The 14072-nt window shown below is 69.2% G+C and carries 17 protein-coding genes and 1 tRNA gene; 7 read left to right on the plus strand and 11 right to left on the minus strand.

What is annotated here, in order from left to right; genetic code table 11:
• Positions 1 to 68: 68 nt before the first annotated feature.
• Positions 69 to 617 (minus strand): hypothetical protein, encoded by a 549-nt coding sequence (locus AC3IPY_RS14540; protein WP_489184990.1) that lies wholly within the window; start codon positions 615 to 617, stop codon positions 69 to 71.
• Positions 618 to 770: 153 nt separating this feature from the next.
• Here AC3IPY_RS14540 and AC3IPY_RS14545 point away from each other — a divergent pair, with 153 nt between their 5' ends.
• On the plus strand, positions 771 to 1349 hold the full coding sequence (locus AC3IPY_RS14545; protein ID WP_489184991.1) for a TetR/AcrR family transcriptional regulator: 579 nt from the start codon (positions 771 to 773) through the stop codon (positions 1347 to 1349).
• Positions 1350 to 1785: 436 nt separating this feature from the next.
• On the opposite strand, the gene AC3IPY_RS14550 is transcribed toward AC3IPY_RS14545, so the two are convergent.
• The 5 genes from AC3IPY_RS14550 to topA form a co-directional block, all read right to left on the minus strand.
• Positions 1786 to 1861, minus strand: a tRNA-Thr gene (locus AC3IPY_RS14550).
• 103 nt (positions 1862 to 1964) lie between these two features.
• On the minus strand, positions 1965 to 3557 hold the full coding sequence (locus tag AC3IPY_RS14555) for an alpha/beta hydrolase (RefSeq protein WP_489184992.1): 1593 nt from the start codon (positions 3555 to 3557) through the stop codon (positions 1965 to 1967).
• The gene (locus AC3IPY_RS14560) at positions 3554 to 4750 is read right to left on the minus strand and encodes a DNA polymerase III subunit delta' (RefSeq protein ID WP_489184993.1); all 1197 of its coding nucleotides are present in this window, start codon (positions 4748 to 4750) and stop codon (positions 3554 to 3556) included. Before AC3IPY_RS14560 ends, AC3IPY_RS14555 begins: the two co-directional genes overlap by 4 nt.
• A 73-nt stretch (positions 4751 to 4823) precedes the next feature.
• Positions 4824 to 5444, minus strand: coding sequence for a dTMP kinase (gene tmk / locus AC3IPY_RS14565; RefSeq protein ID WP_489184994.1), 621 nt, complete (start codon positions 5442 to 5444; stop codon positions 4824 to 4826).
• The gene (gene topA / locus AC3IPY_RS14570) at positions 5441 to 8335 is read right to left on the minus strand and encodes a type I DNA topoisomerase (protein ID WP_489184995.1); all 2895 of its coding nucleotides are present in this window, start codon (positions 8333 to 8335) and stop codon (positions 5441 to 5443) included. The genes tmk and topA overlap by 4 nt, the downstream gene beginning before the upstream one ends.
• 213 nt (positions 8336 to 8548) lie before the next feature.
• Between topA and AC3IPY_RS14575 the strand changes: the two genes are divergently transcribed.
• A complete protein-coding gene (locus AC3IPY_RS14575; protein ID WP_489184996.1) occupies positions 8549 to 8785 on the plus strand; it encodes a hypothetical protein in 237 nt (78 codons plus the stop codon).
• A gap of 33 nt (positions 8786 to 8818) precedes the next feature.
• Here the strand turns inward: AC3IPY_RS14575 and AC3IPY_RS14580 are convergent, their stop codons facing one another.
• The 5 genes from AC3IPY_RS14580 to AC3IPY_RS14600 form a co-directional block, all read right to left on the minus strand.
• Positions 8819 to 9190, minus strand: coding sequence for an Rv3654c family TadE-like protein (locus tag AC3IPY_RS14580; RefSeq protein WP_489184997.1), 372 nt, complete (start codon positions 9188 to 9190; stop codon positions 8819 to 8821).
• Positions 9191 to 9237: 47 nt separating this feature from the next.
• Complete coding sequence (locus AC3IPY_RS14585) at positions 9238 to 9546, minus strand: TadE family type IV pilus minor pilin (protein ID WP_489184998.1); 309 nt, start codon at positions 9544 to 9546, stop codon at positions 9238 to 9240.
• A 90-nt stretch (positions 9547 to 9636) separates the two neighbouring features.
• A complete protein-coding gene (locus AC3IPY_RS14590) occupies positions 9637 to 11070 on the minus strand; it encodes a recombinase family protein (protein WP_489184999.1) in 1434 nt (477 codons plus the stop codon).
• Positions 11067 to 11492 (minus strand): ImmA/IrrE family metallo-endopeptidase, encoded by a 426-nt coding sequence (locus AC3IPY_RS14595; RefSeq protein ID WP_489185000.1) that lies wholly within the window; start codon positions 11490 to 11492, stop codon positions 11067 to 11069. The genes AC3IPY_RS14590 and AC3IPY_RS14595 overlap by 4 nt, the downstream gene beginning before the upstream one ends.
• Entirely contained in the window at positions 11428 to 11907 is a 480-nt protein-coding gene (locus AC3IPY_RS14600) for a hypothetical protein (protein ID WP_489185001.1), read from the minus strand. The genes AC3IPY_RS14595 and AC3IPY_RS14600 overlap by 65 nt, the downstream gene beginning before the upstream one ends.
• A 164-nt stretch (positions 11908 to 12071) precedes the next feature.
• On the opposite strand from AC3IPY_RS14600, the gene AC3IPY_RS14605 reads away from it, so the two are divergent.
• From AC3IPY_RS14605 to AC3IPY_RS14625, 5 genes are all read left to right on the plus strand, one after another.
• A complete protein-coding gene (locus tag AC3IPY_RS14605) occupies positions 12072 to 12311 on the plus strand; it encodes a helix-turn-helix domain-containing protein (RefSeq protein WP_489185002.1) in 240 nt (79 codons plus the stop codon).
• Positions 12312 to 12602: 291 nt separating this feature from the next.
• Complete coding sequence (locus tag AC3IPY_RS14610; protein ID WP_489185003.1) at positions 12603 to 12941, plus strand: hypothetical protein; 339 nt, start codon at positions 12603 to 12605, stop codon at positions 12939 to 12941.
• Complete coding sequence (locus AC3IPY_RS14615) at positions 12938 to 13219, plus strand: hypothetical protein (RefSeq protein WP_489185004.1); 282 nt, start codon at positions 12938 to 12940, stop codon at positions 13217 to 13219. Before AC3IPY_RS14610 ends, AC3IPY_RS14615 begins: the two co-directional genes overlap by 4 nt.
• The gene (locus AC3IPY_RS14620; protein WP_489185005.1) at positions 13216 to 13584 is read left to right on the plus strand and encodes a hypothetical protein; all 369 of its coding nucleotides are present in this window, start codon (positions 13216 to 13218) and stop codon (positions 13582 to 13584) included. The genes AC3IPY_RS14615 and AC3IPY_RS14620 overlap by 4 nt, the downstream gene beginning before the upstream one ends.
• On the plus strand, positions 13581 to 14039 hold the full coding sequence (locus AC3IPY_RS14625; RefSeq protein ID WP_489185006.1) for a hypothetical protein: 459 nt from the start codon (positions 13581 to 13583) through the stop codon (positions 14037 to 14039). Before AC3IPY_RS14620 ends, AC3IPY_RS14625 begins: the two co-directional genes overlap by 4 nt.
• The last annotated feature ends 33 nt before the right edge of the window (positions 14040 to 14072 follow it).

The raw sequence follows: 14072 nt of genomic DNA on the forward strand, positions 1-14072 counted from the left end.
CATCCGTCGTGAGGATGATTCGGGGTCGGATCAGGGGCATCCCTGATACGCACCGCCGCCTTCGCTGTTCACCGTGCCGAATGGTTGACGACAAGGCTCACCAGGAGCACTCCGGCGAGCACGAAATCGAGGACGGCGCAGAACGCCGAGTACTGCCGGGAGACGACGATGTCGCGACGGTGGTGCCGGACATCCCAGGCCCCGTGCGCCACGAGTCCCCCCGCAGCGACCAGCGTGGCGAGCACGGGCTGATGCACGACCGCGGCGGCGACCGCGACCGCCGCGAACACGAACACCGCGATGAGTTGGCGAGGGGCATGCGGCGCATGCCATGTTCCCCGGATCGTGCCGAGCACGATGAGCACCGCGCACGCGAGGCCGACGAGGGCGAGCGCCACCCACGGCGAATCCAGCAGGTATCCGGCGCCGATCATGGGAATCGACGCCGCGAATCCGAGCCAGGCCGACCCGGCGCGTCCGGTCACCGCCGCGAGCAGGTAGATCGCGGCGCAGACGAGGATGACGGCCGGCGCGTCGCCGATGAAGGCGACTCCCGCGGCCGAGCCCACACCGAGCGCGATCGGCCACCATCCGGTCGTCGGTTCAGTTCGGGTCATCCGACGGGATCTCGAGAGTGGGGCACGTCCTGCTGGAGAAGGTCAGCGGCGAGCGGACTCCCGGGCATCGATGTCGCTCCTAACATGTACACGAGTGTTCGAGTTATTGCCGATAATAACTCGTACACTGATGTACGACAAGAGGGAGTTCGGGTGACGTCGGAATCCGTGACGCGGCCGAAGCGGGCCGACGCGCAGCGCAACGTCGATGCGATCCTCGCGGCCGCCATCCGCATGCTTGCGACGGCGCCCGACGCGAGCATGGCGCAGATCGCCGCGGCAGCCGGCGTCGGCCGGGTCACGGTCTATGCGCACTTCGCTTCTCGCGAGGACCTGATCCGCCAGGCGGTTCGAGAGGTGATCGCCGAGGGCGAGCTGACGCACGCGACCGTCGACCTGAGCGGCGACGTGCGCGACGCGCTCGGCAGGCTCATCGAATCGAGCTGGCAGCAGATCGTGCGCACCGGCGCGCTGGCGACCGCAGCGACCCAAGTGCTCGACCCGGGCGAATTCCGCGAGCTGCACGACGCCCCGGCGGCTCGCGTCCAGTCGCTCATCCAGCGCGGGCGGCGCGAGGGCGTCTTCCGCACCGACCTGCCCGAGTCGTGGCTGGTCGGCGTCGTGCACATGGTCATGCACGGCGCATCCGTCGAAGTATCGGCCGGCCGACTCGACGTACGGGATGCCCCGGCCACGATCACGGCGACCGTGTTCGCGGCCATGGCGGCGTGACCGCGCGACCGGCGGCCGCACGACCGCGCGACCTTCAGCGGCCACTCGCACCGCCTCCGCGGCGACCTCGGCGTCCCTGTGAGCCGGTTCCGGAGCGGCGGCTTCGGCCTCCTGCTCTGCGGCGAGTCCGTTTGTGCACGGGACGGCCGACAGGTCGACGGTGTTCATGGTGTCCACAGGAACCGCGGGCCTCGGCTCGTCGGCTCGACTGGACTCGGCGAAGAAGCCGGGCGCGACGAGGACGAGCGCGCCGATGGTCGGTGTCAAGCCGGCCGCCGCCGAATGGCCAGGCATTCGCGTCCGCATTGACGGTGATCCCATCTGCACGGCAAGTCCGACCGACAACCGAAATCGATCAGGAAACGAACCAGAGGGCGCACCACGAGGTGCGGCGAAAAGCATCGAGGGCCTCGGATCTCCGAGGCCCTCATGAATGTGGAGCCGCCTGTGGGAATCGAACCCACGACCTTCTCATTACGAGTGAGACGCTCTGCCGACTGAGCTAAGGCGGCGTGCAAGCTCGATGCTCGGAAGCACCGATCGGCACGAGAGACCATGTTACCGGATCCCGAAGGCTGCGTTGACCACCTTCTAGCGAACCGGGGTCGACCGTCCTCAGCAGGTGAGGCCGTCGGCCGGCACGGTGCCGTCGACGAAGTACGCCTCGACGGCGTCGTCGACGCAGTCGTTCGACTTGTTGTAGGCGGTGTGACCCTCGCCCTCGTACGTGACGAGCACGCCGCTGTCGAGTTGGTCGGCGAGCGCGACCGCCCAGGTGTAGGGCGTCGCGGGGTCGTTGGTCGTGCCGATCACGACGATGGGCGCGGCCCCCTCGGCGTGGATCGCCGTGCGCTCGGCCGTCGACGCGACCGGCCACTGGATGCACATGAGGTCGCCGAACGAGAAGTACGGGCCGATCACGGGCGCTGCGGCCGTGATGTTCGCCGCCTTCTCGCGCATGACCGCAACGTCGGACTGGTAGGTGTAGTCGAGGCAGTTGATGGCGAGGAACGCCTCGGTCGAGTTGTCGTTGTACGTGCCGTCGGCGTTGCGGCCGTAGTAGCCGTCGGCGAACGACAGCGCCGCATCGGCGTCGCCGAGCATGACTGCCTCGAACATCTGACTGAGGTACGGCCACGACTGCGCGCTGTAGAGCGGGTAGACGATGGCCGTCACGAGCGTGTCGGCGCCGACCTCGCGGCCGTCGCTGCCGCGCATGGGGCTCGCGTCGACCGAGGCCAGGAGCCGGCTGATCTCGCTCATCGAATCGTCGACGGTGCCGCTGAACAGGCAATCGGTTCCGGCGAGGCAGTCGGCGAGGTAGGCGCGGAGCGCGGACTCGAACCCCTTGGCCTGTTCGCGTGAGACGTCTTCTTCGCTCGCCTGCGGGTCGATCGCGCCGTCGAGCACGAGCCGCCCGACCCGGTCGGGGAACAGGCCCGCGTACGTGGCCCCGAGGAACGTGCCGTAGGAGTAGCCGAGGAGGTTGAGTGCCTCGTCGCCGAGCGCTGCGCGCAGCATGTCGAGATCGCGCGCCGCGCTCTGCGTGTCGATCTCGCCGAGCAGGTCGCCGGTGTTGTCGCCGCAGACGGCGCCGAAGTCGGTCTTGACGTTCAACGTGTTCTGGATCCACTCGTCGCTGCCCCGCTCGCCGGGCACGATGTCGAAGAGGTACGAGTCCATGCCGGCGGCGTCGTAGCAGGCGACGGCCGACGACCTGCCGACTCCGCGCGGGTCGAACCCGATGACGTCGTAGTGCTCCTGCAGCGGCTGGCCGACGGCGTAGTCGAGCGAGTCGGCGATGAAGTCGTAGCCGGAGCCGCCGGGGCCGCCGGGGTTCACGAGCAGCGACCCGAGCCGATCGCCGGTGGCACGGTGCCGCACGAGCGCGAGATCGATCGAGCCCGCCGCCGGGTCGCTCCAGTCGAGCGGCGCGGTCGCCGTGGCGCAGTCGAGCTCGTCGCCGCAGCCCTGCCAGGTGAGGACCTGGCCGTAGAACGGCTCGAGCTCCGCGTCGACCTGCTCGCCCGTGGGGGTCGACTCCGACTTCTCGGGCTGCAGGAACGACGGCACGCAGGCGGTGAGCACGAGCAGCACCGACAGCGAGGCGGCGAGCGCGGCAGCGCGCACCCTGCGCGACCGGCCGCCCCGCGACATCCGCTCGGGGTGTGCCGCAACACGCGACCTGCGGTGGGATGTCTCGGTCATGCGGCCCCTCGTTCGGTGTCGGGTCGTCGGATGGCGGAGACCAGCATGGCCTCGAGCGCGAGCGCGGGTGCGACGTTGCCCTCGATGCGCTCGCGCGCCTCTTGGATCGCGTCGAGCGTCGCGAGGGTCTTCGCCGGTGCTGCGGATGCCGCGGCCCGCCGCAGTGCGTCGAGCATCTCTCTGTTGACGAGGTCGACCTCGGCGTCGAGCTGCAGGAGCAGCACGTCGCGGTAGAGCGTCGCGAGGTCGACGAGGATGCGGTCGATGCCGTCGCGCAGGCTGCGCGTGGCGCGGCGTTTCTGGTCGTCTTCGAGCGCCTTGATCTGCGGGCGCAGGGCGGAGGGCACGGCCTGCCCGGGCGCGACGCCGAGCGAGTGCAGGGTGTGCTCGCGCTCTTCGGCGTCACGCAGGGCGGTGATCGCCTTGGCGTCGTCGCCGGCGATCTCGAGGAATCGCGCGGCCGTCGACACGGCCGTGGCGGCGGAGCGCACCTCGAGCGCGAGCCGCAGCGTCTCTGCGCGACGCTGGCGGGCCTCGTCGCTCGTGGCGAGCCGGTGCGCCATGCCGATGTGGCTCTGCGCCTCGCGCGCGCACCGCTCGGCCAGCTCGGGCTCGATGCCGTCGCGCCGCACGAGCAGCGCAGCCACGTCGGCGACGCTCGGCATGAGCAGTCGCACCGAGCGCACCCGGGAGCGGATGGTCGGGATGAGGTCGGCCTCGCTCGGGGCGCACAGGATCCACACGGTGCGCTCGGGCGGCTCCTCGAGCTCTTTCAGCAGGAAGTTCGACGTCTGCTCGGTCATGCGGTCGGCGTCTTCGACGATGATCACGCGGTGCCGGCCGATCGAGGGCGCGTAATGCGACCGCTTGACGATCTCGCGAACGTCGTCGCGCTTGATGATGACGCCCTCGGTGGCGAGCACGTGCAGGTCGGGGTGGCTGCGCGCCTCGACCTGGATGCGCGTCGTCTCATCGCCGTCGGGGCGGCCCGAGATGAGCGCGACCGCGAAGGCGTAGGCGAGGTTCGACCGGCCGGAACCGGGCGGCCCCGTGATGAGCCAGGAATGCGTCATCTGCTGCGACGCGCTCTGGCCGGCGGATGCCTCGCCGCTTGGCCTGCCCGCCGCCTCGGCCGCCGCACGGAACACCGCGATCGCGGCTTCCTGCCCGGTCAACTCGTTCCACACGCTCACGGTCCAACGCTACCTTCCGGCGCCGACACCGCGGGCGGCTGCGCTCCCCCGGTGCTCACCCGTTCGTGCACGGTCAGAGCAGTGCGGCGACTCGGGCGCGGATCGCCTCGGCGATGTCCTCGACCGGCAGGGCCGCGTCGATGACGAGGAACCGCTCGGGTTCGGCCGCGGCCAGCGCGAGGAAGGCCGAACGCACGCGGTCGTGGAATTCGGATGCCTCGGCTTCGAGCCGGTCGTAGCGGGTGCGGGCACCGTCGAGCCTCGCGCGCGCCGAAGCCGCATCGAGGTCGAGCAGCACGGTCAGGTCGGGACGCAGCCCCTCGGTCGCCCACTCGGACAGGCCGCGCACCGCCTCGGGGTCGAGCACGCGGCCCGCGCCCTGGTAGGCGACCGACGAATCGATGTAGCGGTCTTGAATGACCACCTCGCCGCGTTCGAGCGCCGGACGCACGAGCGTCGCGACGTGGTGCGCGCGATCGGCGGCGTAGAGCAGCGCCTCGGCGCGCGGCGCGATGTCGCCGCGATGATGCAGCACGATCTCGCGCACCTCGACGCCGACCTCGGTGCCGCCGGGCTCGCGCGTGCGCACGACCGCCCGGCCCCGGCCGGTCAGCCAGGACTCGAGCAGCTCGGCCTGCGTGGTCTTGCCGGTGCCGTCACCGCCCTCGAGGGTGATGAAGACGCCACGGCTCACGCGTCGCTCGGCTTCGTCGGCGCCTTCCTGGCGGCGGGCTTCTTCGCAGCGGGCTTCGCGGCGGCCGGCTTGGCGGCGGCCGTGGTGCTCTTGGCCGCCGCGGCAGTGGTCTTCGGGGCTGCCTTCTTGGCCGCGGGCTTCTTCGCGGCCGGCTTCTTCGCCGCGGGCGCCTTCTTGGCGCGAGGAGCGGCGGGGCCCTTGTCGCGCTTGATCTGCAGCAGTTCGACCGCGCGCTCGAAGGTGATCTCTTCAACCGACTCCGAGCGCGGAATGGTCGCGTTCGTCGTGCCGTCGGTGACGTACGGGCCGAACCGGCCGTCCTTGACCTTGATCGGCTTGCCGCTCACCGGGTCTTCGGCGAACTCCTTCAGCGCGCTCGACGCCCGGCGTGCACCGTACTTCGGCTGCGCGAGCAGTTCGAGGGCTCCGGCGAGGTCGATGTCGAAGATCGCGTCTTCGCTCGGGAGGGTGCGCGTCTCGACCGCCTTCTTCAGGTACGGACCGTAGCGGCCGTTCTGCGCGGTGATCTCTTCACCCGACTCGGGGTCGAGGCCGACGACGCGCGGCAGGTCGAGCAGCTTCAGCGCGGTGTCGAGGTCGACCTCTTCAATCTGCATGCTCTTGAACAGCGACGCCGTGCGGGGCTTCACCGCGACGGGCTTCTTGGCGCCGCGCTTCGGCTTCACCGCCTCGACGACCTCGCCGGTCGCCGGGTCGACGGTCGCGGCATCCGCCTCGGGCTCGAGTTCGGTGACGTACGGGCCGAACCGGCCGTCCTTCACGACGACCTGCTTGCCGTTCTCGGGGTTGGCGCCGAGCACGCGGTCGGTCTGCACGGGGGCGTCGATGAGCTCCTGCGCCTTGGCGGCGGTGAGCTCGTCGGGCGCGAGGTCGAGCGGCAGGTTGACGCGGCGCGGGGTGGCGTCGGCTGCGGCATCGGGGTCGATGGTCTCGAGGTACGGCCCGTACTTGCCGATGCGCAGCGTGATGCCGTCGGAGATCTTGATGGAATTGATCTCGCGCGCGTCGATGTCGCCGAGGTTGTCGACGACCTGACGCAGGCCCCGGTGCGTGTCGCTGCCGAAGTAGAACCCGTTCAGCCAGTCGACACGGTCAGCCTCGCCCGAGGCGATGCGGTCGAGGTCGTCCTCCATCTCTGCGGTGAAGTCGTACTCGACGAGGTCGGCGAAGTGCTCCTCGAGCAGGCGCACGACCGAGAACGCGATCCAGCTGGGCACGAGGGCCTGACCGCGCTGCGTGACGTAGCCGCGGTCGATGATGGTCGAGATGATCGACGCGAAGGTCGACGGGCGTCCGATGCCGAGCTCCTCGAGCCGCTTGACGAGGCTCGCCTCGGTGTAGCGCGGCAGCGGGCTGGTCTCGTGCCCCTTGGCCTCGACGTGCTCGAGGGCGATCTCCTGGCCCTCTTTCAACGGCGGCAGCTTGGCCTCGCCCGAGGCGTCTTCGGCGTTGCGCTCCTCGTCGCGCCCCTCTTCATAGGCGGAACGGAAGCCGGGGAACGTGATGACGGTGCCGCTCGCGGTGAACTCGGCGATCGTGCCGCCGATGACGGCGGTCGCGGCCTCGGGTGACGCGGCGTCGGTCGCGGTCGGCCCGACCTCGATGGTCACGGTCGCCGTCTGCCCCTTGGCGTCGGCCATCTGCGAGGCGACCGTGCGCTTCCAGATGAGGTCGTAGAGCTTGAACTCGCTGCCGCGCAGCACGCTCGCGAGCTCGGACGGCGTGCGGAAGACCTCGCCCGACGGACGGATGGCCTCGTGCGCCTCCTGCGCGTTCTTCGACTTGCCCGTGTAGACGCGGGGCGCCGCCGGGATCGAACCCGCCCCGTAGAGCGCGGTCGCCTGGGCGCGTGCGGCGTCGATCGCCTGCTTCGAGAGCGAGACCGAGTCGGTTCGCATATAGGTGATGTAGCCGTTCTCGTAGAGCGACTGCGCGACGCGCATGGTGTCGCGCGCCGAGAGGCGCAGCTTGCGGCCGGCCTCCTGCTGCAGCGTCGAGGTGGTGAACGGCGCGGCGGGGCGGCGGGTCCACGGCTTCTGCTCGATCTTCGAGACCTTGCGCCGCACGCCGGGAGCGCGGAGGGCCTCGGCGAGCGCCTGCGCGGTCGCCTCGTCGAGCACGGCCGCGCTGCCCTTGAGCCGGCCGAGGTCGTCGAAGTCGCGGCCTGCGGCGATGCGCTGGCCCGCGAGGCGCACGAGCTTCGCGTCGAAGGCGGATGCCGCGGCGGTGTCGGGCGCGAACCGGCCGATGAGGTCCCAGTACTCGGCCGACACGAACGCGAGTCGTTCGCGCTCGCGGTCGACGACGAGCCGCGTGGCGGCGGACTGCACGCGACCGGCGGAGAGGCCGGGGCCGACCTTGCGCCAGAGCACCGGCGAGACCTCGTAGCCGTAGAGGCGGTCGAGGATGCGGCGGGTCTCCTGTGCGTCGACGAGCGCGGTGTCGAGTTCGCGGGTGTTGTCCTTCGCGCGCTGGATCGCGTCCTTCGTGATCTCGTGGAAGACCATTCGGCGCACGGGCACCTTGGGCTTCAGCTCCTGCAGGAGGTGCCACGCGATGGCCTCGCCCTCGCGGTCCTCATCGGTTGCGAGCAGGAGTTCGTCGGCGTTCTTCAGCGCGCGCTTGAGTTCGGCGACGGTCTTCTTCTTCGAGTCCGAGACCACGTAGTACGGCTCGAAGCCGTTGTCGACGTCGACGGAGAACTTGCCGAGTCCGCCCTTCTTCAGCTCGGGCGGCAGGTTCTTGGGCTCGATGAGGTCGCGGATGTGACCGACCGACGAGAGCACCTCGTAGCCGTCGCCCAGATATTGGGCGATCGACTTCATCTTGGTCGGCGACTCGACGATGACCAGTTTCTTCGCGCCTGACACCAGACTCCTCTGTATTCCGTAATGGAGATCGCACGCGGACCGCGCCCCCGAGCGGTGTGCCGCCGGGAGACCGAATGCGCCCGACAAGCCACACCATACACATATTGACCGTGAGCCCACCCATTCCCCGGCCGCCGAGCGATGCGCGGCGACACGCGGAAGCACGCATCGCAAGCCCTTGCTTTCCGCTCGGAGCGGAGGAGAATCGACACCATGGACACCTCTTCCACGAGCACCTACACCGCCAAGCTGATCGACGGTCCGCTCGAGGGCAAGACGGTCGCGACCGCCTTCCTCGATTCGGGCGACCCCCGGCCGAGACTCGAGCTCAACGTCGAGCAGGGCAAGCACTACGTCTACAGTCGGGGCGCCGGACTCGAGTTCAGCGCCGACGACGACGATCGCCCCACGGCGGTCGAGTACCGCTTCATCGAGACCGTCTTCGAGTGATCCGCGGGCGGCGCGGCTGACGCGTCGCCTCGATCATTCCTCGGTGCCCGGCGGCCCGGCGCGAGCGGATGCCACGGGCTCGAGGCCCGGCAACGGGCCGGGCACGACGACCGTGACCTCGCTGACGGCGCCGTCGATCGAGCATGAGACCAGTCGGGCGCCGTTTCGGGCGGCGACGCGCTCGGCGACCTCGCACGCGACTCCCGTGATCGCACCCGATACGGCGTCGGCCGCGGCGAGCGCGGCGGCATCCGCGGACGCGGCGGCACGGCGGGCATCGACGTACGACGACGCGACGCCGAGCGTGAGGGTCGTGAGCAGCACGACCGCCGACAGCAGACCGATCGCGACGACGCTCGCCGCACCGCGATCTGTCGCGAGCGCCCGACCGCCCCGCCCGACCATGGGAACGTGTGAGCGCGCCCGCAGGCGAGCCTGAGCCTCGCACGCCATCAACGCCCACCCGACATGGCACACGACTGACCGCTCAGCCGCACCGGGGCGAGCAGCCCGCCGCCCGATGCGCCGAGCGCGACGCAGACGAACGTGCCGTCGTCGGTGCTCTCGAACGAGGCGGGCCCCGCGATGCGCTGCGCGATGCGGGCGGCCTCGTCGACCGACTCGCCGCGACCGAGCGCACGTGCGGAGGCCGCGGCGGCATCCGTCAAGCGCACCTCGAGGGTGACGAGGTGCACGGCCGCGAGGCAGATCGCGAGCACGAGCATGATCGCGGGCAGCGCGACGGCGAACTCGGCCGTCACGCTGCCGCGTTCACGCTCAGCCGACCGTGAGCGCGTTGCGCACGAGGTCGGTGAGGATGCCGCGCACCTCCTCTCCTCGAAGGATGACCATTACAGAGGCATCACAGACGAGTACCGCTCGCCCCATTTCGGCACGAATATAGCTGACTCAGTCGGCCGGATGGTCACCTCGGCGAGGACGGTGCGAATCAGGCTGTGACGCGTGTCGTCCGGCATGTCCGCCCAGTCTTCGGCGAGATCGCGGAGCCACTCCACGGATGGCCCAGAGGCCGCGGCGAGCCGCCCTTCCGCGGCGTCCAGTTCGGCGGCGATGGCGGATTGCTGTGCTTCGATCTCCGTCCGTGTCGCACGGTAGGACGCCTCGGACACGACCTCGTCGACCAAGAGGCGAGTGAGCTTGTCGAGGCGCGCCTGGTAGGCGTTCCATTCTGCCCGCAGTCGCTCGACACGGCCCTCGTCCTCGATGCGCGGTGTCATGTCGACCTCGATGTCGATGTCGGTCGCCAGCGACGCAATCCACGCGTCGACAACCGGATCGAGCTTCTTCGAGCTGATGTACGACGCCCCGTGCTCGGGGTCCATCGAGACGCACAGGTACCCGGAGTACCAGATGCCTCCAGTGACGGCGCCTTTGCCGTTCATCTTCAATCCGCATCCGCATCTCACGAGGCCCGAGAGCAGGTACTTCGACGGCCGCGGTTTGTCGTGCCCCACTCGTCGGCGTGTGCGGGTGGCTTTGTACTCCGCCCACGTGTCGGCATCGATGATCGCGTTGTGCGCGCCTGGGTACTCCTCGCCGCGGTAGGGCACGAGGCCCGCGTGGATCGGTGAATCCATGACGGTGAACGGGCGAGCTCGATTCCAGATCCCGCCGTTGGGCGCCGCGATCTGGTTGGCGTTCAGCCAGCGGCTGATGCTCGAGGACCCTTGGCCGGCGAGGTACCGGCGGTACATCTCACGGATCGTCTCGATGTGTTCCTCGGTCGCGCGAATCGTGCCATCGCCGACCCATTCCCAGCCCCATGGAAGACGACCGGAGGCGGGGAGGCCGAGCCGTAGGCGTCGCTGGCGTACCTCTTCCCATGTCTCCCCGATCTGCTCGGACTGGAAGGCGGCGTACTCGGTCATGACGCCGCGCGCGAAGCGGCCGCTTGCGGTGCTCGTGTCGATCGGCTCGGTTGCGGACTCGATGCGTCCGCCGGCTGCCGCGACCCGGTCGGAGGCGAGCGCCCAGTGGAGGCGCGAGCGGGAGAGCCTGGACCACTTCCAGAGCACGATGACGTCGGCGTCGCCGGAGTCCACCATGGACATGACCTCCTGGACGGCAGGCCGGTTGTCCCACTTTCGGCCGGAGAGCCCAGGGTCGGATTTCACGTCGGTGACGACGTAGCCCATGCGTGCGCAGTACTCGCGCCCAGCGGTTTCTTGCAGCTCGATGCTGATCGAGTCGTCGCGATGCGTCGATTGCCGAAGATAGAGCACCGCGCGTGGCGGCGTCTCCGGTACGGGGCGGAGTCGATTCATGCCAACCTCCGGTGATCTCGTAGGTAGCGCTCGAGTATGTCGGCCGAGACGTTGAGCTCGTGGCACCACTGACCGATATCGGCGGTCACGGATGCGGCCGCGCGGAGCTCACGCGGTTCGATGAGGCGGCCGGCCGCCCACCGGTCGGCCATGAGCTCGTTCTTCGGCGTCGTTTCGCGGTGCCCGAGGATCGCGTGGCCGAGTTCGTGCGCGAGCACCGACCGCTCATGCAATGTGCGCATTCGCCGCTGGAGGAAGATCGTGCGCACGTCCGGAATCCAGAGCCCGTTGCCTGTGCGGAGGCGCTTGTAGACCACGTTCAGTCCGAGGGCCGCTGCGTGTTCGTGTGGGTCATAGTCACGCCCGGTCCTGGTCATCGGCATCGTCGTCAAATTCCTTCGGGGTTCGATCTGGTCGTTCATCAGCCGCGAGGTCCCAGCCTGTGTGCTGGCCCCGCTCGCGAGCATTCTCCACTTCACGTAGGACATCGTCGATGAGCTCGTCTGTCGGCGATTGGGTGATCTCCGAACTCGCGCTGCCGGCCGCGACGCGGCGGAGCATTTCCTTCGAGAGTTCGAGGTCGCTCACGCTGCTGAGGTCGAAGTCACCCCTGAACTGCGTGGCTTCGGCCTCCGTGATGTAGCCAGCTTGGAGGAAGAGCGGCAACAGGTCGAGGTGGAAGTGGCGAGCCACCTTGAGCACAGTTCCGATGTCTGGCACGTCGGCGCGGAGATGCGTCGCGACCGTGGTGTGCGTCATACCGATCGCAGCCGCTATTGCGCGGATGCTCCGCTGCTGTGTGGCGTTCAGGACGTACGTCTCCAGCTCTTTCGTCATGCCGCGAATGTAGCAGTTTTGCAACACGCGTGTCTTGAATTCGCACCAACTCACAGGCCCCGAAGTGCATCAATGCCACAAGTGGATCAATTCCGCACCAGTGCTAGCCCTGATGGTGTAACTTTGCACCAACACGTTGCAGATCGACACCAAAGGAGGCGGAGTTGGCTACTCTCCAGATCAAGCCCGGCTTGCTCCTTCGACTGCGGGAACTGCGGAACATCCCCTCGGAAGAGCACCAGGCGCGCCTCATCGGCGTGGACCGCGCGACTCTTCGCCGTATCGACAAGGGCGCACAGCCGTCCGGCTCATTCATGGCCGGCGTCTGCGAAGCCTTCGGCCTCGGCCTCGGTGAGGCCTTCGAGGTCGTCCCCGATGCGCAAGCCGTGAGACGGGCTGCCTGATGCCGACTCGCGATGAGTGCATTCGGGCCGCCGCGGTTGTCGCGTCGGAGGGCTACCGGGTGCTGTTCACGTTCCCGCTCGACGAGGCCGCACGGCGCGCGATGCGTCCAGGCGGCCCGTCATTCGAAGAAGTCCGCGACCGCATCGCGGAGAAGCGCCGCACACGCATCCGTGTGGCGGCATGACAGGCAAATGAGAAACGCCCCGGGGGCAACCGGGGCGAATCAGAGAAAGGAACGAAGTCCCTTGAACACGACACACGCTACACCAACACCGCTGGACCTCCAGCGGATGTCGCACCGCGACGACCCGCACACGTCGCACGAGGCCGCGGAGAAGGCAGCGTCCGGCGCGAAGCGCGAACTCCTCTACGGCGCGATCCTCGCCGTGCTCGCCGACGGCCCCGGCACCCCGTCGGAGGTGCTCGAGCGCTACCTCGACCACCCGCGCGAGGGCATCGCCTGGCTGCCCGCCGTCGACGTGTACGACATCCGCCGGCGCATGACGGAGCTGCAGCAGGACGGCCGCATCGAGCCGATCCGTGTGGGCTCGTTCCGCAGCGGCAAGCCGCAGTTCATGGCCCGTGACGGCCAGCGCGTGATGCGCCTCACCGAGGCGGTCGCAGCATGAACCCGCAGGACCACGAGTCGCGCACGCCGTCGCCGTTCATCGAGCGCGCGGAGTCCGCTGGCGTCGTCGACGACGTGCACATCCTGCCCTCGACACCGGTCGCTGCGGCCACGGTCACCGGCTCCATCCCGTCCGTGCTGCCCGTCCGTCACCGTGCGGCCGACCGTCGCGGCACGAACGCGATCTCGGCGGCGTTCGTCGTGATCGTTGTCGAGGCCGGCATCCTCACCGTCCTTGCCGCCGTTTTCATGGCGCTCCGCGCAGGCGGCGTGTTGTGAGCCGCTCGTCGGGCGTCTTCGTCCGTGACGGCGAGCCGATGGACATCCTCTGCCTGCACGACGGCGAAGCCCTCGAGGGCGTCGTCGAGACGTGGGAGGACACCGAGGCGGGCGTGTGGGGGTACACGTGCCACTGCGGAAAGGAGATCGAGCACGACATCCGCACCACCGCGGAGCGCGCCGAGCTCGCCGCCGAGGTCGGGTCCACGACGATCCTGCTCATCCTCCGGATGCTCGCGCTCGCGTTCATCCTGATCGGCCTCTTGGGCGGCAGCCTCCACCTCGCGGCGATCGGCGCCGCACTCCTCTTCCTCCTCTTCACGGTTCGCCTCGCGTCCGTGATGTCCGAAAGGCATGACCGATGACCGACCACAGCTCGCAAGCGGGCCTCGCCTCGCATCACCCGTTCCAGTTCCCCGCGATGAAGGCGGCGTTCGATGTCACGAACCCGACGATGGAGGCCGTCTCCGCGATCGTCGGACTCCCCGCACCCGAGCCGGTGCGCGAGCGGCCGGCGCCGGAACGCGTCGACCACGCGGCCGAGGCGCGCAAGCACATCGACTGGGCGCACGAGCAGCAGGGCGAGGAAGGCCGGTTCGACGAGACCGTGCAGCACAACGCGACGCTGGCCGTCGCTGAGGCCACGCTCGCGCTCGTCGAGCAGCAGCGCCTCGCGAACCTCATCGCCGTCGCGACACGGAACGACGACGCGCTGAGCCGGAACGCATGGAGGGGTGTCACCGAAGACGCCGACTACGACACCGAGCGGGCGAAGGTCGACGACTGGTTCCAGATGATCCGCGACGGGCTGGGCCTGTGATGGCCGAGTTCGATCCGGGCGCGTACGAGCGCG

The organism is Agromyces sp. GL_144 (assembly GCF_057834305.1).